A 25,036-nucleotide genomic window follows, 5' to 3' on the forward strand; every position below is an offset into this window, starting at 1 on the left:
CAATCTACGACGGCCCCGGTTGACTGACCGGTCCCGGATCTCGAAGTCCATCGCACTCCCCAGCTGGGGTGTTGCGACGACCACAAGAACTCAAGCTTACGGCGGGGGGCCGTTGCCGTACCGCGATGTCGCATCATCCGCCCTGGGTCAGCTGGGAGTCCGACGGCACCTTGTCCTTGACGGGGGCGCCGGCGCTCTTCCCGGCGTCCTTCACCTTGTTGACGACGTCGCCGAAGGTGTCGACGGCGTTGCCGTCGCCCTGGCGCAGCTTGGCCGGCAGGCCCTTGAGGCCGTCGATGCCCGCGATGAGCGGGGCGAGGGCCTTGGAGAGCGTCGGGTCGCCCTTGGCGTTGCGGACAGCCGCCTTGAGCCGGTTGTACGTGAACGCTCCCGCGAGCCCCGCCTTGGCGAGGGCGGCCTTGCGTCCCTGCGCGCCCTTCTTGAACTTGCCCTCCTTCCAGGGCTTCACGATCCACTGGTAGGTCGCCCCGGCCGCGAGCGCGGCGTTCGCGACGAAGCGGGCCTTGGCGTATTTCTGCTTCTCGGCCGACGTACTGGGGCTGGGTGTGGCGGCCGTGACCGGTCCGGTGTCCCGGGAGTGGGTCTCGCTGCTCGCGTAGGCGGTGGAGCCGGCGAGCAGGGCACAGCACAGCGTGAGCGCCACGACGAGGCGCCGTATGGGTACGGGCACGAGGTCCTCCGGGCTGTCCTCCCCGAGCAGATGTCTCTCCCGGCAGGCTCACCCAGTACGGTCGGCTGCGCCACTCGGGGGAATCGCAGGGCACTTGACAGACCGCCCGACTTTCACCGTCCGGGTTTGTCCGGTCACCGAGCGGCAACCTGTAGTACATGTCTCGAATAAGTCTCGGTACCAATCAGGCCGGACGCGTCATCGCGGTCGTCGCCGACGTCATGGCCGTCATTCTGGGCCTGTGGATTCTGATGTACCTGCTGGATGCCAACCGCGCGAACGACTTCGTGCAGTTCATCCACAACGCGGCCGCCTGGCTGGCGGGTTGGTCGCACGACCTGTTCACCTTCGATGCCGCGTGGGCACGCGTGGTGGCCGGGTACGGCCTTGCCGCCCTGGTCTACCTCTTCGTGGGCCACACCATCGCCAACCGGTTGTACCGGCACTGAGCCCGCGACCGCGCCCCTACCCGCAGCAGTCGGGATCCAGGCCGGCGGGCAGGCACTCGCCCCCGAACACCGCGCAGGTCGCCTCGTGGCCACCGAGGGCCGCGACCGCCAGGAGCAGGGAACCCGCCGTCCACGTGGTGAGTTCGCGGGGCCACACGACGTCGTCGTCGAAGACGTAGCCGGTCCAGTAGAGGCCGGACTCCGCATCGCGCAGATGCCGGATGGACTGGAGGATCTCCAGCGCCCGGTCGGACTCGCCCATCGCCCATAGGGCCAGGGCGAGTTCGGCCGACTCGCCGCCGGTCACCCAGGGGTTCGGCACCACGCAGCGCACGCCCAGGCCGGGGACGACGAAGCGCTCCCAGTCCTGTTCCATTCGGGACTTGGCCTCGACGCCGGTCAACGCGCCGCCCAGGACGGGGTAGTACCAGTCCATCGAGTAGCGGTCCTTGTCCAGGAACCGCTCCGGGTGGCGGCGGATCGCGTGCCGGAGCGCGCCGAGCGCCAACTCCCAGTCGGGCTGCGGCTCTTCACGCTGCTCGGCGATGGCGAGGGCGCAGCGCAGGGCGTGGTGGATGGAGGAGCTGCCGGTCAGCAGCGCGTCCGCCGTGGGCGTGCCGTCGTCGCCCCGGCGCCAGCCGATCTGCCCGCCGGGCTGCTGCAGGCGCAGGACCCACTCGATGGCCGCGTAGACCGAGGGCCACATGCGGTCCAGGAAGATGTCGTCGCCGGTCGACAGGTAGTGGTGCCATACGCCGACGGCTATGTACGCCACGAAGTTCGACTCGCGGGAGCGGTCCGTGACGTCGTCGTACGCGCCGTCCGCGTAGGCCGCGAACCAGGAGCCGTCCTCGTTCTGGTGCCGCGCCAGCCAGGTGTACGCCCGCTCGGCGGCCTCGTGCTCACCGGCCGCGTCCAGGGCCATGGCGGCCTCGGTGTGGTCCCACGGGTCCAGGTGATGCCCGCGGAACCACGGGATCGCGCCGTCCTCGCGCTGCACGGCGAGGATGCCGCGGACGGTCGCGGCGGCCTGCCCTGAGGTGAGGACCCCGGGCAGGACCAGGTGTTCTGTCCGGGGCGTCGTCACTGGGCGTCCACCCGGGGCAGGTGGGGCTTGGTCGCATACGCCACGAAGCTCTTGCCGATCAGCGGGTTCAGCGCCTGTTCGGCGACCCGGGTGGCCAGCGGCTTCTTCATGATGTCCCAGACCAGCAGCTTGTGGTACGCCCGCACGGGCAGCGCCTTGTCGTTGTCGACGCCGAAGGCGCACTTCAGCCACCAGTACGGCGAGTGCAGCCCGTGCGCGTGGTGGGTGCCGTACGGCTTCAGGCCCGCCTGGCGGATCTTCGCCAGCAGCTCGTCCGCCTTGTAGATGCGGATGTGGCCGCCCTCGACCTCGTGGTAGGCGTCGGACAGCGCCCAGCAGACCTTCTCCGGGCCGTAGCGCGGCACCGTGATGGCGATACGGCCGCCCGGCTTGAGCACCCGGACCATCTCGGCGAGGACGCCCTTGTCGTCGGGGATGTGCTCCATCACCTCGGAGATGATGACGACGTCGAAGGACTCGTCAGGGAAGGGCAGCGCGAGGGCGTCGCCCTCCATGGCGGTCGCGGTGGCGCCAGCCGGGGCCTCGCCCGCCTCCTTCATCGCCGCGAACCACTTGGCGACCTCGCGGATCTCGTCCGCGTTCTGGTCGAGGGCCACGACCTGGGCGCCGCGCCGGTAGCACTCGAAGGCGTGCCGGCCGGCCCCGCAGCCGAGGTCCAGGACCCGGTCGCCCGGGGCGAGCGGGAACCGGGTGAAGTCGACGGTCAGCACGTGGCCCTGCTTTCGGAGTAGACACCTGTTGCGGCCGCACCGCGGCCGACTGCGTGCGGCTGCATGCGGAGTCCCCCGGCTCTTTCGATGGCCTCGCGGTACCGGGTCACCGTGCCTTCCGCGGCCCGTGCCCAGGTGAAGTGGGTCAGCACCCGCTCCCGGCCCGCACGGCCGAGGCGGATCCGCAGGCCCGGGTCCCCGAGCAGTCGGACGAGCCCGGCGGCCAGCGCACCCGCGTCGCCCGGCGGCACCGCCAGGCAGGTCTCCCCGTCGCGCCCGGCGACCTCGGGGATCGCCCCGCCGGTCGTGGCGAGCAGCGGGGTGCCCGTGGCCATGGCCTCGGCGGCCGGCAGCGAGAAGCCCTCGTACAGCGACGGCACGCAGGCGACCTCGGCCGAGCGGACCAGGTCGACCAGTTCGGCGTCCGAGATGCCCTTGACGAACTCGACGGCGCCTTCGAGGCCGTAGCGCTCGATGGCCTGGGCGACGGGACCGTCCTCGGCGCGCTTGCCGACCACGACGAGGTGGGCGTCGGGGTGCTCGGTGCGGACCTTGGCCAGCGCCTCGACGAGGAAGACCAGGCCCTTGAGCGGCACGTCGGCGCTGGAGGTGGTCACGATCCGGCCCGGCACCTGCGCCACCGACGCGTCGGGCGAGAACAGGTCGGTGTCGGCGCCGATGTGGACGACGTGGATGCGGTCGTCCCGGACGCCGAGGTGGTCGACGATCTCCTGGCGGGAGGTGCCGGAGACGGTGACGACGGACGGCAGGCGGCGGGCGACGCGCTTCTGCATGCGGGTGAAGGCGTACCAGCGGCGCACGGACATACGGCGCTTCCAGCCGTCGGCCGCATCCAGCTCCAACTGCCGGTCGACGGTGATGGGGTGGTGGATCGTGGTGACCAGCGGGGCGCCGACGTCGCCCAACAGGCCGTAGCTGAGCGTCTGGTTGTCGTGCACGACGTCGAACGCGCCGCGTCGGCCGCGCAGATGGCGGCGGGCACGGAGGGAGAACGTCAGCGGCTCGGGGAAACCGCCGGTCCACATCGTGGCGACCTCGAGGGCGTCGATCCAGTCGCGGTACTCGTCGCGCTTCGGAGTGCGGAAGGGGTCGGGCTGGCGGTAGAGGTCGAGGCTGGGCAGCTCGGTGAGGCTCAACCGGCCCGCGTAGTCGTCGATTCCGTCGATCCCGTCGAGCACGGGGTACGGCTGGGAGCCGATGACCTCGACGCGGTGGCCGAGACGGGCCAGTTCGCGGGAGAGGTGCCGTACGTAGACGCCCTGGCCGCCGCAGAACGGGTTGCCCTTGTAGGTGAGGAGCGCGATATCGAGCGGTCGCCCGCCATCGGCTGCGGGGTCCTCGCAGGCACCCGCATCCCTGGCCTCAGCGGTCACTCCGGGCCCCCTTCTCCGCGACATTCCGCGAGATTACGCGGCGGCGTTAATCTAGAACAAGTTTCAGACTTGAGCGTTCAAGAGGCTCTGAATCTACCGGCAGGTAGCAGTGTTGTGAGCGAGGGGCCAGGTGATTCACGCCACGGCGGGGGCCTCTGCCATGCTGTGCGGTCACACCCCCTCACCGACCGTCACGGAAGCGGGGCCACGCCCGCGGAAGCCAAGGTGGAAGCAAGGTGAAAGCCAGTACCGCCCGTCCTGCCCCGCCGCCGCTCACCGAGCGGCAGGAGGCCCGCCGCCGCCGGATCCTGCAGGCCAGCGCCGAGTTGGCCGGCCGGGGCGGCTACGACGCGGTGCAGATGCGGGAGGTCGCCGAGGCCTCGCGGGTGGCCCTCGGCACGCTCTACCGCTACTTCCCCTCCAAGGTGCACCTGCTGGTCGCCACGATGCAGGACCAGTTGGAGCACCTCCACGCCACGCTGAACAGGAAGCCCCCCACAGGTGACACCGCCGGGCAGCGGGTGGCGCAGACCCTGATGCGCGCCTTCCGCGCCCTGCAGCGCGAACCGCAGCTGGCCGGCGCCATGGTCCGCGCCCTGAACTTCGCGGACCGCAGCGTCTCCCCCGAGGTCGACCGGGTGTCCCGGCAGACGAGGGCGATCATCCTGGACGCGATGGGCGTGGAGGACCCGGCCCCGGACCAGCTCTCCGCGGTCCGCGTCATCGAGCACACCTGGCACTCGGCACTGATCACCTGGGTCTCGGGCCGCGCCTCGATCGAGCAGGTCAGGACGGACATCGAGACGGTGTGCCGGCTCATCGACCCGACGGGTCCGCGGGATTAGGGCACACAAAAACCTACGAAACGGGTTCCCTTCGCCGGTATTGTCCGGATCAGGTATTGGGGGTCGCCTTCCGGCCTGACTGCTGCCTTCTGGCCTCTCAGCCCGACCGAGGACGTCGGCCTCAGTGGATGCTTTTGCGTCCACCAAAGTCGGCTACTCCGGTCGAACTCCCTCACTCGTTCCGTAGGCCACTTTCAGGATAGAACTCCCGAGCCGTTGGCAATACCCCAAAGAGGAAGATTTTTCCTATCTCCACGGCCTCACCACCACCCCTGAGCATTCCGCCTACGGGCCGGTAGAGTGTGCGCGTCGTCATCACACCCGTACGGGGGGAAGCCGGTGCAATTCCGGCGCTGACCCGCAACCGTGAGCCGTTCCGCGAGGGCCGGTGAGCCGGACTGCCCCGCCCGGGACGTTGACCGGCTCACGTGCGTCGGCACCCGCCCGCGCACGGCACCGTCGAGGTATACGGAGCCGAGCCGCCGGGGCCGTCGTCCCGTGCTGCCCGGCTCCCCCTAGGGAGAGGCATCCGCCGACCATGACCGTCCTCCGCAGCGCGGCTGCCCTGGCCGCAGTCGGCGTGATCGCCGCCGCCACGCCCGCGATAGCCGCCGACCCCTCCCCGTCCGCGCCGGCCGCGCTCCCGTCCGGGCTGTACGGCAGCGCCGACCCGAAGTACGACGGCGTCTGGCGCCAGTCGCTCGCGCTGCTCGCCCAGCACACCGTGCACGTCACTCCGGCCACCAAGGCCGTCGACTGGCTGACCGGGCAGCAGTGCGCGGACGGCGCCTTCGCCCCCTTCCGCGCCGAACCGGCCAAGGCCTGCGACGCCAAGGTCATGGTGGACACCAACAGCACGGCCGCCGCCGTGCAGACCCTGAAGGCGCTCGGCGGGCAGGACGCCGCGGTCGGCAAGGCCGTGACCTGGCTGAAGTCCGTGCAGAACGCGGACGGCGGCTGGGGCTACACGCCGGGCGGACCCAGCGACGCGAACTCCACCTCCGTCGTCATCGGCGCGCTCGCGGCCGCCGGTCAGCAGCCCGCGTCGGTCGTCAAGGGCGGCAAGTCGCCGTACGACGCCCTCTTGAAGCTGTCCCTGCCGTGCTCCGGTGACGGCGCGGGCGCCTTCGCCTACCAGCCGGACAAGAAGGGCAAGTTGGCCGCCAACGCGGACGCGACCGCAGCGGGCGTGGTGGGTGCGCTGGGCCGGGGCATGGTCGTCGACGCGGCGAAGGCCGACGCCGGCAAGAAGGCGGACGCCTCCTGCACCGGCTCCGGCAAGGCCACCCCGGAGCGGGCGGCGGTCAACGGAGCGGCGTACCTCGCCAAGGCGGTCGCCAAGAGCGGCCACCTCGACTCGGTGCTCCCCGGCTCCACCGACCAGCCCGACTACGGCAACACCGCGGACGCGGTCGTCGCGCTCGCCGCGCAGGGCGGTGCCGGCCGTGCCGCGAAGCCCCTGGCCTGGCTGGAGAAGAACGCCGCCCCCTGGGCGAAGCAGAGCGGCCCCGCCGCCTACGCCCAGCTGATCTTCGCGGCCCACGCCACCGGCACCGACCCGCGTGCCTTCGGCGGCACGAACCTGGTGAAGGCGCTCGACGCCACAGGCCCGGCGCCGCAGCAGGCCAAGGCCGTCGCCGAGTCCGGCACGCGGGCCGAGCAGAGCACGAGCACCAAGGTCTGGTGGATCGTCGGCGTCGGCCTCGTCGCGGGCATCGGCATCGGCTTCCTGTTCAGCGGACGCAAGAAGAAGCAGCAGCCGTGACCTCCGGCCGCCGTGCCGCGACGCTGCTCCTGGCCGGGTTCCTCCTGTGGGGGACCGCCGGCCAGGCGCAGGCCGCGGGCTACCGCTACTGGTCCTTCTGGGAGCGCACGGGCGACCACTGGACCTACGCCACCGAGGGCCCGGCGACCGCCCGCCCCTCCGACGGCGAGGTCCAGGGCTTCCGCTTCGCGGTGAGCGAGGACTCGGCCGACGCGACGCGCCCGCGCGGCCGTGCGGACTTCGACGCGATCTGCGCGAAGACCCCTGCCCGGGACGGCAGGAAGCGGGTGGCGCTGGTCATCGACTTCGGTACGGCGGCGGACGCGCCGTCGGGCGAGACGCCCCCGCAGGGGCGGACGGCGTGCGCGTCGGTCTCCTCCGACGCGACGACGGCCGAGGCCCTGGCGGCCGTGGCCAAGCCCCTGCGCTACGACGCGAACGCCCTGCTGTGCGCGATCAGCGGCTATCCGCAACAGGGCTGCGGCGAGCAGGTGTCGACGGACGGGAAGCCGGCGGGCGGCGCGGCGGCGGACTCCGCGAAGAAGCCGGCGGCCGAGGGTCGCGGCCACGACGACGGCCACGGTCCGTCGGTGGGGCTGATCGCGGGAGCGGGCGCGGTCGTGCTCCTGGGCGCGGCAGCGGTGTGGCAGGCGCGGCGGCGCGGGGATGCGTAAGCCGTACGGCCCTGTGCATCCCGGTGCCTGGTGGTTGTGGTCCCTCGGTCTCGGGACCGCGGCCACCCGCACCACCAACCCCCTCCTCCTCGCCCTGCTGATCGCCGCGGCGGGCTATGTGGTCGCCACGCACCGCACCGCCGCCCCCTGGGCCCGCTCCTACGCCGCGTTCGCCAAGCTCGCCCTCGCCGTCCTCGTCATCCGGCTCGTCTTCGCGGTGGTCCTCGGCTCCCCCGTCCCCGGCACCCATGTGATCGCCACGCTCCCCGAAGTCCCGCTCCCCCACTGGGCGCAGGGCATCCGGCTCGGCGGCCGGGTCACCGCCGAGGCGCTCGTCTTCGCGCTGTACGACGGCCTGAAGCTGGCGACCCTGCTCATCTGCGTCGGCGCCGCCAACGCTCTCGCCAACCCGGCCCGCCTGCTCAAGTCCCTGCCGGGCGCCCTGCACGAGACGGGCGTGGCCGTGGTCGTCGCCCTCACCTTCGCCCCGAACCTCATCGCCGACGTCCAGCGCCTGCGCGCCGCGCGCCGCCTGCGAGGCCGCCCCGACCACGGCATCCGGGGCCTGCTCCAGGTCGGACTCCCGGTCCTGGAGGGCGCCCTGGAACGCTCCGTCGCCCTCGCCGCCTCGATGGACGCGCGCGGTTACGGCCGCAGCGTCGAGGTCTCCGCCTCCGTGCGCCGTACGACCGCCGCCCTCACGCTCGGCGGCCTGCTCGGCGTCTGCGTGGGAACGTACGGACTGCTCACCGCCGACGGCGGCACGTACGGACTTCCGGTCCTGCTCGTCTCGGTCGCCGCCGCCCTCGCGGGGCTGCGCCTCGGCGGCCGCCGTTCGCCGCGCACCCGCTACCGGCCCGACTCCTGGAACGCGCGCGCGTGGCTGGTCGCCGCCTCCGGCGTCGCGGTCGCCGCGCTGCTCGCGCTCGCGGGCGCCCGCGATCCTGCCGCGCTGCACCCCGGAGTCGTCCCGCTCACCGCGCCCGGCCTGCCCCTGTGGCCGGCGGCGGCCGAACTCCTCGCCCTGGTCCCCGCCTTCGTCGCCCCCAAAGCACCCAAGACCCCCGAAGCCCCCAAGGAGCCGTCGTGATCCGCTTCGAGGACGTCAGCGTCACGTACGACGGGGCGGCCGAACCCACCGTCCGGGGCGTGGACTTCACGGTCCCGGAGGGCGAACTCGTGCTGCTCGTCGGCCCCTCGGGCGTGGGCAAGTCCACGGTCCTCGGCGCGGTCAGCGGGCTCGTCCCGCACTTCACGGGCGGCACCCTGCGCGGCCGGGTCACGGTCGCGGGCCGGGACACCCGCACCCACAAACCGCGCGAACTCGCCGACGTGGTCGGCACGGTGGGCCAGGATCCGCTCGCCCACTTCGTGACGGACACGGTGGAGGACGAACTCGCCTACGGGATGGAGTCGTTGGGGCTCGCCCCGGCGGTGATGCGGCGCCGCGTCGAGGAGACCCTGGACCTGCTGGGCCTCGCCGACCTGCGCGACCGCCCCATCGCCACCCTCTCCGGCGGCCAGCGCCAGCGCGTCGCGATCGGCTCGGTCCTCACCCCGCACCCCAGGGTGCTCGTCCTGGACGAGCCGACCTCGGCGCTCGACCCGGCGGCCGCGGAGGAGGTCCTGGCCGTCCTCCAGCGCCTGGTCCACGACCTCGGCACGACGGTCCTCATGGCCGAGCACCGCCTGGAGCGGGTGATCCAGTACGCCGACCAGGTCGCCCTCCTGCCCTCTCCCGGGGCCGCCCCGGTCCTCGGCTCCCCGGCCGAGCTGATGGCCGTCTCCCCGGTGTACCCGCCGGTGGTGGACCTGGGCCGACTGGCGGGCTGGTCCCCGCTCCCGCTGACCGTGCGCGACGCGCGCCGCCGGGCGGGGGAGCTCCGGGAACGCCTCGACGGGCGGGAGGCGACGCGGCCGGCGCCGGCGGCAGCGGAGAGCGCCGCTCCCGCCCCCGGCAGCCCCAAGTCGCCCACCCCGGCCACCCGTTGGCGCCTCCGCAAGCGCACCGCCCCCGACGTCACCACACCGTCGCCCTTCGTCGCGGAGGTCCGCTCCCTCGCCGTCCGCCGTGCCCGCGTCGACGCCCTCCGGCAGGTCGACCTCACCGTCGCCCCCGGCGAGACCGTCGCGCTCATGGGCCGTAACGGCGCGGGCAAGTCGACGCTGCTGGGCTCGCTCGTCGGGCTGGTCGAGCCGACCGCCGGCTGCGTCCGGGTCGGCAGAGCCGCCCCGCACCGCGTCCGGCCCCGCGACCTCGTGCGCCGGGTCGGCCTCGTGCCGCAGGAGCCCCGCGATCTGCTGTACGCCGACACGGTCGCCGCCGAGTGCGCGGCCGCCGACCGGGACGCGCAGGCCGCATCCGGTACCTGCCGCGCGCTGGTCTCCGAGCTGCTCCCGGGGATCACCGACGACACGCATCCCCGCGACCTCTCCGAGGGCCAGAGGCTGGCGCTCGCCCTGGCCGTCGTCCTGACCGCCCGTCCCCCGCTGCTCCTGCTGGACGAGCCGACCCGCGGCCTGGACTACGCGGCGAAGGCCCGACTGGTCGCCGTGCTGCGCGGGCTCGCCGCCGAGGGGCACGCGATCATGCTGGCCACGCACGACGTGGAACTGGCCGCCGAGCTCGCCCACCGGGTGGTCCTGCTGGCCGACGGCGAGGTGATCGCCGACGGGCCGACCGCGGACATCGTGGTCTCGTCCCCTTCCTTCGCCCCACAGGTCACCAAGATCCTCGCCCCGCAGGAGTGGCTGACGGTCACCCAGGTACGGGAGGCCCTCGCGTGAGCACGGGTACGAACACGACCACACGTACGAGTACGAATACGAGCACGGCCGCGACTGCGGCCGTGGGTACGCCCCCTCGCTCCCAGCCCCGCCCCATCCGCCTCGGCCCCCGCTCCACCGCCGCCCTGGTGCTGGTCAGCGCGGTCGGTGTCGTCGCCTTCGGCTGGCCCTTCCTCGCGCCGCCCGCCTCGCAGCTGAACGCCCACGCGCAGGACGCTCCCTGGCTGTTCGCGGGCCTGCTCGCGCTGCTCGTCGCCGTCGTGGCCGCGACGATCTCCGAGTCGGGGCTCGGTCCGAAGGCCGTCGCCATGCTGGGCGTGCTGGCCGCGACCGGGGCGGCTCTGCGGCCGATCGGCGCGGGCACCGCAGGGATCGAGCCCATGTTCTTCCTCTTGGTACTCAGCGGACGCGTCCTCGGCCCCGGCTTCGGCTTCGTCCTCGGCTCCCTCACCATGTTCGCGTCCGCGCTGCTCACCGGGGGTGTGGGTCCGTGGATGCCGTTCCAGATGCTCGCGATGGGCTGGTTCACCATGGGCGCGGGGCTGCTGCCGGGACCCGACCGCCTGCGCGGCCGCGGCGAGCTCGTGCTGCTCGCGGCCTACGGCCTCCTCGCCGCCTTCGCCTACGGCACGGTCATGAACCTCGCGGGCTGGCCCTTCATGGGCGCCCTGGCCTCGAACATCGCCTTCGACCCGCACGCCGCGGTCCCCGCCAACCTGGCCCGTTTCGTCGCGTACTGCACGGCCACCTCCCTCGGCTGGGATCTCGGCCGGGCCGTCTGCACCGTCGCGCTGACCCTGGCGCTCGGTCCGACGCTGCTGCGCGCACTGCGCCGGGCCACACGCCGGGCCGCCTTCGAGGCGGCGGCCACCTTCGACGCGCCGGTCGGCTGAGCCCCCTGTCATCACTGTCATCGCACGTGCGCGAACCGTCGGGCGGCAGGTGAAGCGGCCCACATGACGCACGTCACCTACGAGGCGGGATCGTAGAACTTTTCACCCGAATTGCACCTATTTGCACCGCAACTGACCTGCACTTTGCGATCCAGGTCACACGGATCGCCGCCACCCCCGGTTCGGCCGCAACTAGTAAAAGGGGGCATTGCGGACACCCTTCCGAGCTGCTTCTCTGGACGAGTCGCCAGGCGCCGACGAGCCCGCACGGGCCGCGGCGCCTCCGTATGCCCCGCCACGCAGCGGGCGCGCATGGCTCCGCTTACGGCGGCGACCCCTTGTTCCCCACAGAAGAGGTTCTTTGTGTCTGTTTCGTTCATCCGCCGTATGGCCGCTCCGATCGCTTCCCCCAAGAAGGCCCTCGCCGCTGCCGCCGTGGCCGCCGCCACGACCGGCATGATCCTCACCTCCGCGCCCGCGCAGGCCGACACCGGCTCCGGCTCCGGCTCCACCGCCTCCGCCCAGGAGATCGCGCACAAGATGATCCCGGACGCCGCCCAGTACAACGCGTTCAGCCAGATCGTCTCGCGCGAGAGCGGCTGGGACATCCACGCCACCAACAGCTCCTCCGGCGCCTACGGCCTGGTCCAGGCCCTGCCCGGCTCGAAGATGGCGTCCGCCGGCAAGGACTGGAAGACCAACCCGGCCACCCAGATCAAGTGGGGCCTCGACTACATGAACTCCCGCTACGGCAGCCCCGCCGCCGCGTGGAACTTCTGGCAGACCAACCACTGGTACTGAGCCGTACGGCACGCGGGAAGGGTGCGGTTGCACCCTTGCAGCGCGAGATGGATCACAAAGCGGTGTCCGGAAATCGATCCGGGGAAGGCGCTACGTGCCTGCGTATACGGTGTTTAGCGGCTTTGTGCAGCGAGACGCCTACGCCACGTAAGGGGCGTACGCCCCTCTATGGTCGTTTTTCGACCTGCCGTGGTGCAGGTCCCGTCCCTGTTCCCGTCGAAAGGTAGGCGAGCGCAGTTTTGCCGGCCACTACTGTCACCCAGCCCGTTCAGTCCGCACGGACCTCCGAGACCTCTCAGGCCTCCCAGAACCAGCGGGTCACCGTCACCGACCCGGCCCTCGTGAAGCGGGCCGTGCGGGCCGCCGCGCTGGGCAACGCGATGGAGTGGTTCGACTTCGGCGTCTACAGCTACATCGCGGTGACGCTGGGCAAGGTCTTCTTCCCGTCCGGGAACCCGACCGTCCAGCTGCTGTCCACCTTCGGCGCCTTCGCCGCGGCCTTCCTGGTCCGCCCCCTCGGCGGCATGGTCTTCGGCCCGCTGGGCGACCGCGTGGGCCGCCAGAAGATCCTCGCCCTGACGATGATCCTGATGGCGGCGGGCACGTTCGCGATCGGCCTGATCCCGCCCTACGCCACGATCGGCGTCGGCGCGCCGCTGCTGCTCCTGGTCGCGCGCATGGTGCAGGGCTTCTCGACCGGCGGTGAGTACGCGGGTGCGTCCACCTTCATCGCGGAGTACGCGCCGGACAAGAAGCGCGGCTTCCTCGGCAGCTGGCTCGAGTTCGGCACCCTGGTCGGCTACATCGGCGGTGCGGGCATCGTCGCAGTGCTGACCGCCCTGCTGAGCACGTCCGACCTGCTGTCCTGGGGCTGGCGCATCCCGTTCCTCGTCGCGGGCCCGATCGGCATCGTCGGTCTGTACCTGCGGATGAAGCTCGAGGAGACGCCGGCGTTCGCGCGTGAGCTGGAGAAGGCGGAGACGAACCGCCCCAAGGTGCCGCTGCGCGAGATGGTCGTGGGTCAGTGGAAGACGCTGATCCTGTGCATGGCCCTGGTGCTCGTCTACAACGTCACCGACTACATGCTGCTGTCGTACATGCCGACGTACCTGACCAGTGAGCTCAAGTACGACGAGACGCACAGCCTGATCGTGTCCCTGCTGGTGATGGCGGGCATGATGGTCGTCCAGCCGTTCGCGGGACGCCTGACCGACCGCGTCGGCGTCAAGCCGGTGATCGCGGCCGGCTGTGCGGGCTTCCTGGCCCTGTCCATCCCCGCGCTGCTGCTGATCCGTGAGGGCAGCATGCTCGGCGTCGGCCTCGGCATGGGCGGCCTCGGCCTCCTGCTGGTCTGCTTCACCTCGGCGATGCCCTCCGCGCTGCCCGCGCTGTTCCCGACCCGGGTCCGCTACGGCTCGCTGTCGATCGGCTTCAACGTCTCGGTGTCGCTGTTCGGCGGTACGACCCCGCTGGTGACCACGGCCCTGATCAGCACCACCGGCAACATGATGATGCCCGCCTACTACATGATGGGCGCGGCCGTCATCGGCGGCATCGCGGTCTGGCGCATGGTCGAGTCGGCGAACCGCCCCCTCCCGGGCTCGCCCCCGGCGGTGGAGCGCCAGGTCTGACCCTCGCCCCCGCTCCGGCCACCGGCCGGTCCCGGACCCCTCGGCAGTCATGCCGGCCGGTCCGGGGCCGGCCGGTGCCGTCTGTACCGGCGTCCACCTTCACCGCCATCCACGCCGGGCCGGCCGCTCCCCACCCGCAACCGTCGGCCGAGCGGTGGTAGCTGTTCGTACAGGCGGCCGGGATTCCGGCGTGGCCGACGGCCGTCGGGGGCACACTGGCGGTGGCACGGGACATACGGGACACGGACAGCAGCACGGGGACACGGAAAGGCATGGGGAGCATGAGCGGCTCGCAGCTCTGGGACGACGTCGACTTCTACTTCACCACCCATCTCTCACCGGACGACGAGGCGCTCCAGGCATGCCTGCGCGACAGCGAGGCCGCCGGGTTGCCCCACGTCAACGTCACGGCGAACCAGGGCAAGTTCCTCCAGCTCCTGGCCCAGATCCAGGACGCCCGCACCATCCTGGAGATCGGCACGCTCGGCGGCTACAGCACCATCTGGCTCGGCCGCGCCCTCCCCACCGACGGCCGCCTGGTCTCGCTCGAGTACAACCCCCGGCACGCCGAGATCGCCAGCCGCAACATCGCCCGCGCCGGCCTCGAGAAGATCGCCGAGGTACGGGTCGGCCCCGCCCTGGAGTCGCTGCCCATGCTGGCCGACGAGAACCCGGCCCCCTTCGACCTGGTCTTCATCGACGCCGACAAGGCCAACAACGCGCACTACGTGGAGTGGGCGCTGAAGCTCACGCACGCGGGCAGCCTGATCGTCCTCGACAACGTCGTCCGGGGCGGCCAGGTGCTCGACGCCCAGAGCCCCGAGCCGTCGGTCCGCGGCACCCGCGCCGCCATCGAGCTGATCGCCTCCCACCCGAGGCTGAGCGGCACGGCCCTCCAGACGGTGGGCAGCAAGGGGTACGACGGCTTCGCACTGGCCCGCGTCCTGCCGTGACGGCGGCACCCCCTGCCCCTACTCCTCGTGATGGAAGCCCACGTTGACGCTGCGCGGCGCGGTGCGGTCCCGGATGATGATCTCGCCGGCGCCGCCCCGGGGCAGCGACACGGTCCCGCCGTAGGCGACGTGCTGCGCGTACTCCCCGACCGTGAGCAGCACCTCGGCCGACGGATCGGCCTGCGAGCCGCGCAGCCAGGTCACCTGCCAGGCGCCCTCCGGCCCGCACAGGAACTCCAGGTGGATGCGGGACACGAACAGCCAGTCCTCGGGCGTCACGAGACGGCACACCGCCCGGTCCCGGCCGACCCGCAGCACGGCACCCGGCCGGCTGGGCGTGTCGGCCATGAGCATGCCGGCCGTGGTGCCCTCGTCCGTCCCGGACACGGTGGCCATGGTGAGTTCGAGCACGCGCCTTCCCCCCTGAAGTGTGCTTGCACAGCGGCCGCATACTAAATCGCCCGACCCCGTCCCGTCCGGCACAATGGAGTCATGACCGAGCGAAAGCCACCAGGCGTCCCGTTCGAGTCCTGGGTCGACCGGCAGATCCGTGCCGCGCAGGGGCGCGGCGAGTTCGACCAACTCCCGGGTGCGGGCAAGCCGTTGCCGCCGGGCACCGACACCTCGTACGACGAACTCTGGTGGGTCAGGCGCAAGATGGTCCGCGAGGGCCTGACGGCCCTGCCGCCCTCCCTGGCCCTGCGCAAGGAGGCGGAAGACGCCCTCACGGCGGCGTACGCGGCCCCCTCGGAGCGGATGGCGCGGAAGATCATCACCGACGTCAATGTCAAGATCCGCGACATGATGTTCAAGCCGCCGCCCGGCCCCCCGCTGGGCATGAAGCCGTACGACGTCGAGGAGATCGCCCGGGAGTGGCGCAGACTCCGGACGACGGCGAACCGAGCGGACGGCGACGAGGCGTAGCCCCGCCCTCCTTATTCGCTTGCGCTTGGTACGCCCCCGCACCCGACAATGCCCCGCATGTCCTGGACCGTCGCCCCGGAACCCTTCGACTCCCCCGTCGCCGCCGCGCTCTGGCGGGCGTACTACACCGAGGTCAGCGACCGCTGGTACCTGCTGCACGAGGGCCACGTCACCGATCCGGCCGAGCTGGAGCGGGAGATCGCCGCGCGCAGCGGGGCCGAACTCGACCCGCCCGGCGGCCGGTTGCTGGTCGCGCGGTACGGCGGTGAGGTCGCCGGCTGTGCGGGCGTACGGCTCCTGGACCCCGCCACGGCCGAGCTCACGCGGGTCTTCGTGTACGAGGGGCTGCGCGGGAGGGGCGGCGCCGCTCTGCTCGTGACCGCCGCCGAGGACGCCGCCCGGACGCTCGGCGCGGCCCGGATGATCCTCGACACTCGCCACGACCTGGTGGAGGCCCGCGCGCTGTACGCCCGGCTCGGCTATGCGGAGACGGAGCGGTACAACGACGACAAGTACGCCGAGCACTGGTTTCGCAAGGACCTCAGCTGACAGGGGTCAGCGTGCCGCTGCGCGGCTGCTCCTGCGGCGAGCCGCACATCTCGTCGGTCAGCTCCGTCACCAGCCGGGACAGGTCGGTGGGCCGGTCGGGGCCCCACCAGTCGCCGAGCAGCTCGGCCAGGGACTCCTCGCGGGCCCGCGCCAGGCGTTCGGCCACCTCGCGCCCCTGGTCGGTCAGGACGAGGTCGAGGCCCCGGCGCACGGCGAGGTGCCGTTCCTCGACCTGACGGGCGGCCGCGAGGATCACGTGCAGGGGGACGATGCCGCCCTCGGCGAGCTTGCCCGGCTCCACCGAGCCGTACTTGCGCATCCGCAGCAGCAGCCAGCTCGCCGCGGGCTGCAGGTCGTACCCGGCCCGTTCGGTGAGCTTCCGGTAGATCTCCCGCCGCCCCTCGCGGGTGCCCAGCAGGGACAGCGCGCGGCAGCACTCGTCGTACGAGGACCGCTCGACCGGGTTGCTGGCCAGCGTCTGCGTCCCGTCGGGCGCGGTGACCGAGCCACGCAGCCGGTCCTCCCGCAGGAACCACGCCAGGACGAAGCCGAGGAGCGCGACCGGCGCGGCGTACAGGAAGACGTCGGTGATGGAGACCGCGAAGGCGTGCAGGGCCGCCGGGCGCAGCGGGGGCGGCAGGGCGGCGATGCCGCGCGGATCGGCCTTGAGCGTGTCCGCGGAGAGGCCGCCGGGCAGCCGCACCCCCCGGAAGGCGGCGGTGAGTTCGGCGCCGAGGCGGCTCGCGAAGACCGCGCCGAAGACGGCGACGCCGAACGAGGCCCCGATCGAGCGGAAGAAGGTCGCGCCGGAGGTGGCCACGCCGAGATCCTCGTACGACACGGAGTTCTGCACGATGAGGACGAGGACCTGCATGACCAGGCCGAGGCCCAGGCCGAAGACGAAGAAGTAGCCGCTCATCTCGGCCGTCGAGCTGTGCTCGTCGAGCTGGTGGAGCAGGAGCAGGCCGATCACGGTGACACCGGTGCCCAGGATCGGGAACACCTTCCAGCGGCCCGTGCGGCTGACCACCTGCCCGGAGAACGTCGACGACAGCATCAGGCCCACCACCATGGGCAGCATGTGCACACCGGACATGGTCGGGGAGACGCCGTGGACGACCTGGAGGAAGGTGGGCAGATAGGTCATCACGCCGAACATGGCGAACCCGACGACGAAGCTGATGACCGCGGCGAGCGTGAAGGTGCGCATGCGGAAGAGCTTCAGCGGGAGGACGGGTTCGGCGGCCCGGCGCTCCACGCCCACGAAGGCCACGGCCAGGACGACGCCGAGCACCGCCAGCCCGATGATCTGCGGCGAGTCCCAGGCCCAGGTGATGCCGCCCAGCGAGGCGACCAGGACCAGGCAGGTGGCGACCGCGGCGATCAGGAAGGTGCCGAGGTAGTCGATGACGTGGCGGACGGCCCGGTGCGGGATGTGCAGGGCGGTGGCGATCACGGCGAGGGCGACGACGCCGACGGGCAGGTTGACGTAGAAGACCCAGCGCCAGCTCAGGTGCTGCGTGAGCACCCCGCCGAGCAGCGGCCCGAGCACACTGGTCGTCCCGAAGACGGCACCGAACAGCCCCTGGTAGCGGCCGCGGTCCCGGGGCGGCACGAGGTCGCCGACGATCGCCATCGACAGGACGATCAGCCCGCCGCCGCCCAGACCCTGCAACGCCCGGAAGGCGATGAGCTGGGGCATGTCCTGCGCGGCGCCGCACAGTGCGGAACCGATCAGGAAGATCACGATCGCGCTCTGGTACAGCTTCTTGCGCCCGTACTGGTCGCCGAGCTTGCCCCACAGCGGGGTGGCCGCGGTCGAGGCCAGCAGATACGCGGTGACCACCCAGGACAGATGCTCCAGGCCGCCGAGGTCGCTGACGATGGTGGGCAGGGCGGTCGACACGATGGTCTGGTCGAGCGCGGCGAGCAGCAGACCTAGGAGCAGCGCACCGATCGGGGCGAGGACGCCGCCCGGGACGCGCTCGGCGCCTTTCGCCCCCGGCACCTTCGCCGTGCCGTGCGTGTCCAGGGTCATGAGACCTCCCGCGGCTCTCGCCACACTTCCATCGTGAGCGGAGTCCCCGGTTATGGCCTGTCGAATCCCTTGGTTCGCCCCTGGGGTTCCGGGATTCCCCTACGGTTCGTCGCGTGGTTCGTCGTGCGATTCGTCCTGCGCGTGCTTCAGCCGCATACGGGCGTTCACCCGCTCCTCCGCCGCGACCTCCGCCCAGAAGCGGTGGCCGCTCACGAACACCGCGAGCTCGTGCTCCCGCTGCCGGAGCTTCTCCACCTCGGCCTGCTCGTCGGCCGTCCAGCCCGGGGACGCGGGGCGTTCCACCTTGCGCCAGCCGTGGTCGTCGCTGAAGCCGTCCAGCGGCTCGACCGACCACGGGAGGCGCTTCAGCAGGGCCGACAGCTCGGCCCGGACCTGATGCAGCTCCTCCTGACCAGCACGGAGGTCACCAGGAAAGTCATAGGTCTCAGCCACACCACAATGCTACGCCTGTTCGATTTTCAGAGGCGAGCTCGTTCCCGGGCTTCACGCGAACGTGTCCGTCGTACGAACTGGGGATCGATTCACCAGGCCGATGCACCGGGGATTGTCAGTCCCCTGCCCTACGGTGACCGCCATGGAGAGCGAGCAGACACAGCAGGTGCGGCTGACGCCTTGGGGCGAGGACGACTTCTGGCTCCTGGAGCGGACCAACAGCCCGGAGATGACCCGCTATCTGGGCGGCCCCGAGACCGAGGAGCAGCTCGCCGCGCGTCACCGGCGGTACGTCGACCTGACGTCGGGGCGCATGTACCGGGTCACGCTGGCGGACGGCGGCGAGACGGTCGGCTCGATAGGTTTCTGGGAGCAGTCCTGGCAAGGCGGCACGGTGTGGGAGACCGGGTGGGGCGTGCTGCCCGAGTTCCGGGGGCGGGGGCTGGCGGTGGCGGCCGCGCGTGCCGTCATGGACGCGGCCCGTGCCGCCGGCACACACCGGTATCTGCACGCGTTCCCGAAGGTGGAACACGCCGCGTCGAACGCGGTCTGCCGCAGGGCCGGGTTCACCCTGCGCGGGCAGGCCGACTTCGAGTACCCGAAGGGGAACCCGATCCGGTCCAACGACTGGCGGTTCGACCTCGCGGCGGACACGGCCGGCGAGGGCTGAGCGCGACATGCCGCACGGGCCCGCCCCCGCCCTCCGCTCAGTGACCGGCTTCCTTCAACTCCCGCACCAGACGGGCGGTCACCGGGACCAGCACCCCGTGCCGGTCGGCCGCGCGCAGCAACGCGCCGCCGATGGCGTCGAGTTCGAGCGGGCGGCCGGCCTCGGCATCGCGCTGCATCGAGGACTTCGTACGGTCCGGGAAGGCGTCGTAGCGGGCGAGCGCCTGGGCGGGGTCGACGGGTGCACCGCAGGCACGGCTCACGGCCGCCGTCTCGCGGACGAGGGCCGTCAACTCCTCGCGGTGCCCGGCCCGTACATCACCGACGGGCACGCCGTAGCGGGTGGTCAGCAGGGCGAACGGGGCGAGGAAGGACATCTTCGCCCACAGGGCCGCGCTCTCGTCCTCGACGACGCGGGTGGCCGGTCCGGCGGTCGCGAGCGCCGCCGCGAGGGCGTCGAGACGGGCACGGGGGACCGAGACTCCGGCCAGGTCGATCTCGGCGAAGGGGCTGCCGTGTTCGATCACTCCCGGGGCCACGCGCGTGGACTCGGCGCGGATCACGGCCGGGGCCACACGGTCGGGACGGTAGCGGGCGCGCAGGGCCTCGGGGTGCTCGACGCCGTTCAGGAACGGTACGAGGAGGCCGTCGCCGAGGGCCGCGGGCGGCACCCGGGTGAGGGCCGTGTCGAGGGTGGTGTGCTTGACGGCCACCAGACAGGCGTCGACCGGCTCGCGCAGCTCCGTGTCCGCCTCGACGGGGGTACTGAAGTCGCCGAACCGGGCGCTGCGGACCTCGATCCCGGCGGTGCGCAGGGTGTCCGCGGTCTCGTCGCCGGCCAGGCAGATCACCCGGTGCCCGGCTCGGGCGAGCAGGGCGGCGAGCAGACCGCCGATGCCGCCGGGGCCCAGCACGGCCACGGTGAGTTTCTCGTTCGTCATGATCCGGTCGTCCTCTCGTCGGTCGGCCCCGAGGCCGGTGGCCGCCAATGAGGGCGATCATCGCAGGAAGTACGGGCACGGGGGAGGCATCGGGAGGAGACTGGTGACATGTGCCGGAGTATCAAGACGCTTCGCCCGCCCGCGCTGGCCGAGGAGGCCACGGACGACGAGATCCGGGCCGCGGCGCTGCAGTACGTACGCAAGGTCTCTGGGTTCCGAGCGCCCGCCGCTCACAACCGGGAGGTGTTCGAGCGTGCGGTGAACGCCGTGGCCGAGGCGACGGCCGAGCTGCTCGACGGCCTGGAGATCCGCGGCCAGTCCGTCGCCGCCCCACGCAGGGCGGGGTAGCCAAGGCGGGGCAGCCAAGGGGCGGTTCAGCGCTTCGGAGGCCGCTGGGGCGCGAGCCTCTACGACCGCGATCAGCGCCTACGGCCGGTCACTGGGACCGGTGGCTAGGACCGGCGATGCATCAGGTACGCCGCCCCCGCCCCGACCCCGAACAGCGCCGCGAGCGAGACGCCTGCGGCCAGCCAGGTCGCGCCCAGCCAGTGCGCGCCGAAGTAGCCGAGAGCGACGCTGTACGCGGCCCAGGAGAGGCCGGCCAGGGCGGACCAGGGGACGAAGTCGCGGGCACGCCGGTGGGCGGCGCCCGCGCAGAGGGAGACCACCGAGCGGCCGGCCGGGGCGAAACGGGCGAGGACGACCAAGGCGCCCCCGCCCCGGGCCAGCGCCCCGCCGAGACGTTCCTGCGCGGTCGTGAGGCGGCGGGAGCGGGCTATCGCCCGGTCCAGGCGCTCCCCGCCCCGCCAGGCCAGCCGGTACGCCACCAGGTCACCGAGGACGGACGCGGTGGCCGCGGAGAGGATCAGCGCGACGATGTCCGGCACATGGTGCGGGACCCGGCCCGCCGCCGCGCCCGAGCCCGCCGCCGCTGCCGTGGCCGCCGCCACCACGAGCACCCCGCTCGGCAGCACCGGCAGAAAGACGTCGAGGAGGACCGACAGGGCGACCATGACGTAGATCCATGGACCGGCCGTCAGTTCCCCCACGCTTTTCCACACGTCGACTCCCCGTCGCTCCCCACCGACTCGTCGCCGACTCCCCCGTCGGCAGCCATAAAGCGTACGCCTGGGGTGTGACAGGAGGGTCACGGTGGGCCAAAGAGAAACCAGAAGCGCTTCCGCGCGCGGCTGCGCACCGCAGTTGCGCGTCATGCGCTCTCATCCGGCGCAAGGGAGGACTCCAACACGCTCTTCAGCGTCCCGTCCGCGCTCGCCTGCTCGAGCCGCAGCTCGGCCGAACGCCCCCGCAGCGCCAGCGTCATGAGCTGATTGCCGAACCAAGGCCCTCCCGTCCTGCGCCAGTTCACCGCGGGCCGAGGACAACGCCCGTGCCGGGCAAGGCGCCGTCCGAGGAGCCGGGCCACCGCACTCCAGCCGAAGCGGAAGCCGAGCCGCATCGACAGGGGGATGGAGTTGTGCACGGGAGAGCAGGTGAGCTGCAGGACCCGGGCGTCGGGCACCTTCACGGACGGGGACGGCCGCTCGGCAGGCCAGGACGGCTCGGCGACGTAGGCGTGATGAACGTCCCCGGAGAGGACGCAGACCGTCGCGGGCGCCTCCGGCCCCGACCCGGCCTCGGCGATCAGCTCGGTCAGGGCGGCGAAGGAGGCGGGAAAGGCCGCCCAGTGCTCCAGGTCGGCGGCCCGGCGCAGCCGCTCCCCGAACCGCGCCCAGCGGGCGCCGCGCTCACCCCGGCACAGCGCCGCGTTCCACGCCTCGGCGTCGTGCACCAGGTGCGGCAGCAGCCAGGGCAGGGAGGTGCCGAGGAGGAGGTGGTCGTACGACCCCGGCTCGTCGAGCGCCTGCTCGCGCAGCCACGCCGACTCGCCCGCGTCGAGCATCGCGCGGCCCTCCTCGTCGAGCACCCGCGCCGCCCGCGTGTCCACCATCAGCAGCCGTACGCGCCCGAAGTCGCGCCGGTAGCTCCAGCGGGCCGACGCGGGGTCGGCGTCGGCCTCGGCGGCGAAGGCGCGCAGGACGTCGGTGGCGTCCGGAGTCTCGCGGACCGCGCGGTACAGCGGATCGGCGGCCAGCTCGTCCGGTGAGAGGTTCCCCAGGTGCTGGTGGACCCAGTACGACATCAGGCCGCTCAGCAACCGCTCCCGCCACCACGCCGTGGCCCGCATGTCGGCGAGCCAGGCGGCGGAGGTGTTCCAGTCGTCGATGACGTCATGGTCGTCGAAGATCATGCAACTGGGCACGGTGGACAGCAGCCAGCGCACCTCGGGATCGAGCCAGGACTCGTAGTAGAGCCGGGTGTACTCCTCGTAGTCCGCGACCTCGGCGCCCGGCGGGTCGCCCAGACCGCGGCGCGCTGCCAGCCAGCGGCGGGTGTCCGCGGAGGTCTCGTCGGCGTATATCTGGTCGCCCAACAGCAGGAGTACGTCCGGGGGTTCGCCGCCTGCCGCCACGCGCGCGGCGAGCGCGCCGAGGGCGTCGGGGCCGACCGGGTCCCGCGCGTCGGCCGGCGGCGCGGCCCAGCGGCAGGAGCCGAAGGCGACCCGGACGGTACCGGGGCCGTGGGCGCGGACGACCGAGGGCGGGAACGGGGAGTCCGGCAACGGCCACACGTGCGTGCCGTTCAGGAACACCTCGTACGTGGGGGCGGTGCCCGGGGTGAGTCCGGTCACCGGCACGAGGGCGTAGTGGTGACCCGCCACCTGGAAGGTGCGGGCCGAGCCGCCGGCGCCGTCGGCGCAGCGCACCTCGGCGACGCACGGACGGCTCGTCTCGACCCAGACGGTCGCGGACGAGCCGTCGGCGTACCTCAGCAGTGGCCCCAGGCACAGTCCGGCCATGATCCGGCATCTCCCCCGTTCCCCGTTCCGCTCTCCGTCGCCCCGTACGGTACGGAACGACGGAGTCGGGCGGGGAGGTTCCCGCGGGTGGAGACGGTGAAGAACGGCGGGGAACCGCGGGAAACGGACCGTACCGTCCGATGCCGACCGGTATCAGCAGTTGGCGAGGTCGCTCGTGAGCGCGCTCTTCTCGGCGGAGTCGACCGAGAGGTTGTAGTAGTACTTCACCTGGACCCAGGCGCGGACGTACGTGCAGCGGTAGGACGTGACCGACGGCATCCAGGTCGCCGGGTCCTGGTCGCCCTTGGCCTGGTTCACGTTGTCCGTGACGGCGAGGAGCTGGGGCCGCGTGACGTCGTTGGCGAAGGCCTGACGCTGGGAGGTGGTCCACTTGCCGGCCCCGGAGTCCCAGGCCTCGGCGAGCGGGACGAGGTGGTCGATGTCGACGTCGGAGGGGGAGCTCCAGGTCGCGCCGTCGTACGGGGAGTACCAGCTGCCGCTCTGGGCGACGCACGCGGAGTCGGTGACGACGTTCGTACCGTCGCGCTTGAGGATCCACTCGCGGGTGTTGCAGGTCCCGCTGATGGTGATCCAGGTCGGGAACAGGTCGCGGTTGTAGCCGGTGCGGTTCTCGGTCGCCACGGTGAGCTGCGAGAGGTAGCTGCGGGCGGTGGCGCCGCTGACCGGGGTGGGGAGGGCCGCGGAGGCGCTCGGGGGGTTGAGGAGGGCAACGGAGGCTATGAGGCCGGTGAGGCCCGCGAGTATGCCGAGTCGTCGACGCGCGTAGAATTTCGGCATGTGCGTGAACTCCCTTGTGGGGTGGGGGTGTTGGGCGCGAGCGGGGACATGCTCGCGACGCCGTGTTGCCGGGAGGTGAGCGCTCGGTAAGAAGGTAATGACGCGTACATGACGTGACAAGACCTACGGCTGACTTCCGGTCCCGTACCATGGGGGGCGCAGAAGGGGAGTAGCTCTTCGCCGGACCGTCGACATACTGCTCAGCCCGCCTGAGCCGGCGCCCGGAGGCGTGCCTCGACCACGAGGCCGCCCAGCGAGACCTTCGGCAAGCAGTGCACGCCCGTGCCGTACGGCCCGGGTGCCACGTGTGCTGCCGTGCCGAGGTGTCCGCGGACAGCACACACACTCTCGGTGGGGCAGCCCCGACCGATTGAGGGACCTTGATCAGCATCACCGTGACGGCGCTCGTCTTCGGCGTCGTCTTCCTCGCCGAACTGCCGGACAAGACCGCGCTCGCCGGCCTCGTCCTCGGCACCCGCTACCGCGCCTCGTACGTCTTCGCGGGCGTCGCCGCCGCCTTCACCCTGCACGTCGTCATGGCCGTGGCCGCGGGCAGCCTGCTGACGCTGCTGCCGCAGCAGATCGTCCACGCGGTGACGGGCATCCTCTTCCTCGGCGGCGCCGCCGTGCTCCTGCTGAAGAAGGACGACCACGAGGAACACATCAAGCAGCCGGAGAACCAGTCCTTCTGGAAGGTCGCCGCGGCGGGCTTCATGCTCATCCTGGTCGCCGAGTTCGGCGACCTCACCCAGATCATGACGGCCAACCTCGCGGCCCGTTACAACGACCCGCTCTCCGTCGGCCTCGGCGCCGTACTCGCCCTGTGGGCGGTGGCCGGTCTCGGCATCGTCGGCGGAAAGGCCCTGATGAAGCGGGTGCCGCTGAAGCTCATCACCCGGGTCGCGGCGCTGCTCATGCTGGGCCTGGGCGTGTGGAGCATCTGGGAGGCCGTGGCCGGATGACCCCGGCCCGGCAGAACCTAGGCCGAATCCCCGCGGCGCCCGGTAGCGGATGCCGACCCGGTTTTGTACCGTGGAGAAACAAAGTGGCTCCCGCCCGTTTTCCCTGACCGGCGGGCGGGGCCGCCTTGCCCCTCACCCGGG

The 25,036-nt window shown here is 72.0% G+C and carries 26 protein-coding genes and 2 riboswitches; of the genes, 15 read left to right on the forward strand and 11 right to left on the reverse strand.

The annotated features are described in order from the left end of the window. Window positions 1-133: 133 nt before the first annotated feature. Entirely contained in the window at window positions 134-691 is a 558-nt protein-coding gene (locus ABZ910_RS26755; protein WP_361369579.1) for a hypothetical protein, read from the reverse strand. A gap of 158 nt (window positions 692-849) precedes the next feature. Here ABZ910_RS26755 and ABZ910_RS26760 point away from each other — a divergent pair, with 158 nt between their 5' ends. After that, entirely contained in the window at window positions 850-1,140 is a 291-nt protein-coding gene (locus tag ABZ910_RS26760) for a hypothetical protein (RefSeq protein WP_361369581.1), read from the forward strand. A gap of 16 nt (window positions 1,141-1,156) precedes the next feature. Here ABZ910_RS26760 and ABZ910_RS26765 read toward each other — a convergent pair whose 3' ends face one another. The 3 genes from ABZ910_RS26765 to ABZ910_RS26775 are packed head-to-tail and all read right to left on the reverse strand — an operon-like array spanning window position 1,157 to window position 4,352. Next, window positions 1,157-2,227, reverse strand: coding sequence for a prenyltransferase/squalene oxidase repeat-containing protein (locus ABZ910_RS26765; protein ID WP_361369583.1), 1,071 nt, complete (start codon window positions 2,225-2,227; stop codon window positions 1,157-1,159). Next, window positions 2,224-2,958: a class I SAM-dependent methyltransferase gene (locus ABZ910_RS26770; protein WP_361369584.1), complete on the reverse strand. Its 735-nt coding sequence runs from the start codon at window positions 2,956-2,958 to the stop codon at window positions 2,224-2,226. Before ABZ910_RS26770 ends, ABZ910_RS26765 begins: the two co-directional genes overlap by 4 nt. Beyond that, entirely contained in the window at window positions 2,952-4,352 is a 1,401-nt protein-coding gene (locus ABZ910_RS26775; RefSeq protein WP_361369586.1) for a glycosyltransferase family 4 protein, read from the reverse strand. The genes ABZ910_RS26770 and ABZ910_RS26775 overlap by 7 nt, the downstream gene beginning before the upstream one ends. 236 nt (window positions 4,353-4,588) lie before the next feature. Between ABZ910_RS26775 and ABZ910_RS26780 the strand changes: the two genes are divergently transcribed. The 9 genes from ABZ910_RS26780 (at window position 4,589) to ABZ910_RS26820 (ending at window position 14,701) form a co-directional block, all read left to right on the forward strand. Then, window positions 4,589-5,197 carry a TetR family transcriptional regulator gene (locus ABZ910_RS26780; RefSeq protein WP_361369588.1) on the forward strand — a complete coding sequence of 203 codons (609 nt, stop codon included), beginning with the start codon at window positions 4,589-4,591 and terminating at the stop codon, window positions 5,195-5,197. A gap of 9 nt (window positions 5,198-5,206) precedes the next feature. Beyond that, window positions 5,207-5,381, reverse strand: a riboswitch (TPP riboswitch). Between the two features lie 88 nt (window positions 5,382-5,469). Next, window positions 5,470-5,623: riboswitch (cobalamin riboswitch) on the forward strand. Window positions 5,624-5,735: 112 nt separating this feature from the next. Continuing rightward, window positions 5,736-6,962 carry a prenyltransferase/squalene oxidase repeat-containing protein gene (locus tag ABZ910_RS26785; protein WP_361369590.1) on the forward strand — a complete coding sequence of 409 codons (1,227 nt, stop codon included), beginning with the start codon at window positions 5,736-5,738 and terminating at the stop codon, window positions 6,960-6,962. After that, complete coding sequence (locus ABZ910_RS26790; protein WP_361369592.1) at window positions 6,959-7,636, forward strand: SCO2322 family protein; 678 nt, start codon at window positions 6,959-6,961, stop codon at window positions 7,634-7,636. The genes ABZ910_RS26785 and ABZ910_RS26790 overlap by 4 nt, the downstream gene beginning before the upstream one ends. Beyond that, window positions 7,629-8,726 (forward strand): CbiQ family ECF transporter T component, encoded by a 1,098-nt coding sequence (locus ABZ910_RS26795; RefSeq protein ID WP_361369593.1) that lies wholly within the window; start codon window positions 7,629-7,631, stop codon window positions 8,724-8,726. Before ABZ910_RS26790 ends, ABZ910_RS26795 begins: the two co-directional genes overlap by 8 nt. Next, window positions 8,723-10,423: an ATP-binding cassette domain-containing protein gene (locus ABZ910_RS26800; RefSeq protein ID WP_361369595.1), complete on the forward strand. Its 1,701-nt coding sequence runs from the start codon at window positions 8,723-8,725 to the stop codon at window positions 10,421-10,423. The genes ABZ910_RS26795 and ABZ910_RS26800 overlap by 4 nt, the downstream gene beginning before the upstream one ends. Window positions 10,424-10,485: 62 nt before the next feature. After that, window positions 10,486-11,316 (forward strand): ECF transporter S component, encoded by an 831-nt coding sequence (locus ABZ910_RS26805; protein ID WP_361369597.1) that lies wholly within the window; start codon window positions 10,486-10,488, stop codon window positions 11,314-11,316. Window positions 11,317-11,679: 363 nt separating this feature from the next. Beyond that, window positions 11,680-12,117, forward strand: a complete 438-nt coding sequence (locus ABZ910_RS26810) for a transglycosylase SLT domain-containing protein (protein ID WP_361369599.1) — start codon at window positions 11,680-11,682, stop codon at window positions 12,115-12,117. 239 nt (window positions 12,118-12,356) lie between these two features. Beyond that, window positions 12,357-13,748 carry an MFS transporter gene (locus ABZ910_RS26815; protein ID WP_361369600.1) on the forward strand — a complete coding sequence of 464 codons (1,392 nt, stop codon included), beginning with the start codon at window positions 12,357-12,359 and terminating at the stop codon, window positions 13,746-13,748. A 281-nt stretch (window positions 13,749-14,029) separates the two neighbouring features. Beyond that, on the forward strand, window positions 14,030-14,701 hold the full coding sequence (locus ABZ910_RS26820; RefSeq protein WP_361369602.1) for an O-methyltransferase: 672 nt from the start codon (window positions 14,030-14,032) through the stop codon (window positions 14,699-14,701). An 18-nt stretch (window positions 14,702-14,719) separates the two neighbouring features. On the opposite strand, the gene ABZ910_RS26825 is transcribed toward ABZ910_RS26820, so the two are convergent. Next, window positions 14,720-15,112, reverse strand: a complete 393-nt coding sequence (locus tag ABZ910_RS26825) for a hypothetical protein (RefSeq protein ID WP_361369604.1) — start codon at window positions 15,110-15,112, stop codon at window positions 14,720-14,722. Window positions 15,113-15,193: 81 nt separating this feature from the next. On the opposite strand from ABZ910_RS26825, the gene ABZ910_RS26830 reads away from it, so the two are divergent. Together ABZ910_RS26830 and ABZ910_RS26835 are read left to right on the forward strand one after the other, a co-directional pair. Then, on the forward strand, window positions 15,194-15,625 hold the full coding sequence (locus tag ABZ910_RS26830) for a DUF1992 domain-containing protein (protein ID WP_361369606.1): 432 nt from the start codon (window positions 15,194-15,196) through the stop codon (window positions 15,623-15,625). Between the two features lie 57 nt (window positions 15,626-15,682). Further along, the gene (locus ABZ910_RS26835) at window positions 15,683-16,174 is read left to right on the forward strand and encodes a GNAT family N-acetyltransferase (RefSeq protein ID WP_361369607.1); all 492 of its coding nucleotides are present in this window, start codon (window positions 15,683-15,685) and stop codon (window positions 16,172-16,174) included. On the opposite strand, the gene ABZ910_RS26840 is transcribed toward ABZ910_RS26835, so the two are convergent. After that, window positions 16,167-18,212 carry an MFS transporter gene (locus tag ABZ910_RS26840; protein WP_361369608.1) on the reverse strand — a complete coding sequence of 682 codons (2,046 nt, stop codon included), beginning with the start codon at window positions 18,210-18,212 and terminating at the stop codon, window positions 16,167-16,169. The two genes, ABZ910_RS26835 and ABZ910_RS26840, sit on opposite strands and share 8 nt — an antisense overlap. A gap of 99 nt (window positions 18,213-18,311) precedes the next feature. Then, a complete protein-coding gene (locus ABZ910_RS26845; protein ID WP_361369610.1) occupies window positions 18,312-18,665 on the reverse strand; it encodes a hypothetical protein in 354 nt (117 codons plus the stop codon). A gap of 142 nt (window positions 18,666-18,807) precedes the next feature. Between ABZ910_RS26845 and ABZ910_RS26850 the strand changes: the two genes are divergently transcribed. Beyond that, complete coding sequence (locus tag ABZ910_RS26850) at window positions 18,808-19,335, forward strand: GNAT family protein (protein ID WP_361369611.1); 528 nt, start codon at window positions 18,808-18,810, stop codon at window positions 19,333-19,335. Window positions 19,336-19,372: 37 nt separating this feature from the next. Here the strand turns inward: ABZ910_RS26850 and ABZ910_RS26855 are convergent, their stop codons facing one another. After that, complete coding sequence (locus ABZ910_RS26855; protein WP_361369613.1) at window positions 19,373-20,275, reverse strand: 2-dehydropantoate 2-reductase; 903 nt, start codon at window positions 20,273-20,275, stop codon at window positions 19,373-19,375. A gap of 108 nt (window positions 20,276-20,383) precedes the next feature. On the opposite strand from ABZ910_RS26855, the gene ABZ910_RS26860 reads away from it, so the two are divergent. Next, window positions 20,384-20,623 (forward strand): DUF2277 domain-containing protein, encoded by a 240-nt coding sequence (locus tag ABZ910_RS26860; RefSeq protein ID WP_361369615.1) that lies wholly within the window; start codon window positions 20,384-20,386, stop codon window positions 20,621-20,623. A gap of 104 nt (window positions 20,624-20,727) precedes the next feature. Here ABZ910_RS26860 and ABZ910_RS26865 read toward each other — a convergent pair whose 3' ends face one another. The 3 genes from ABZ910_RS26865 to ABZ910_RS26875 form a co-directional block, all read right to left on the reverse strand. Continuing rightward, complete coding sequence (locus ABZ910_RS26865; RefSeq protein ID WP_361369745.1) at window positions 20,728-21,288, reverse strand: VTT domain-containing protein; 561 nt, start codon at window positions 21,286-21,288, stop codon at window positions 20,728-20,730. A gap of 197 nt (window positions 21,289-21,485) precedes the next feature. Continuing rightward, a complete protein-coding gene (locus ABZ910_RS26870; protein ID WP_361369617.1) occupies window positions 21,486-23,135 on the reverse strand; it encodes an alkaline phosphatase D family protein in 1,650 nt (549 codons plus the stop codon). Between the two features lie 153 nt (window positions 23,136-23,288). After that, window positions 23,289-23,933 (reverse strand): HNH endonuclease family protein, encoded by a 645-nt coding sequence (locus ABZ910_RS26875; protein WP_361369619.1) that lies wholly within the window; start codon window positions 23,931-23,933, stop codon window positions 23,289-23,291. Window positions 23,934-24,313: 380 nt separating this feature from the next. Between ABZ910_RS26875 and ABZ910_RS26880 the strand changes: the two genes are divergently transcribed. Continuing rightward, window positions 24,314-24,895 (forward strand): TMEM165/GDT1 family protein, encoded by a 582-nt coding sequence (locus ABZ910_RS26880; protein WP_361369620.1) that lies wholly within the window; start codon window positions 24,314-24,316, stop codon window positions 24,893-24,895. The last annotated feature ends 141 nt before the right edge of the window (window positions 24,896-25,036 follow it).

Source organism: Streptomyces sp. NPDC046805 (genome assembly GCF_040645355.1).
GTDB lineage: Bacteria > Actinomycetota > Actinomycetes > Streptomycetales > Streptomycetaceae > Streptomyces.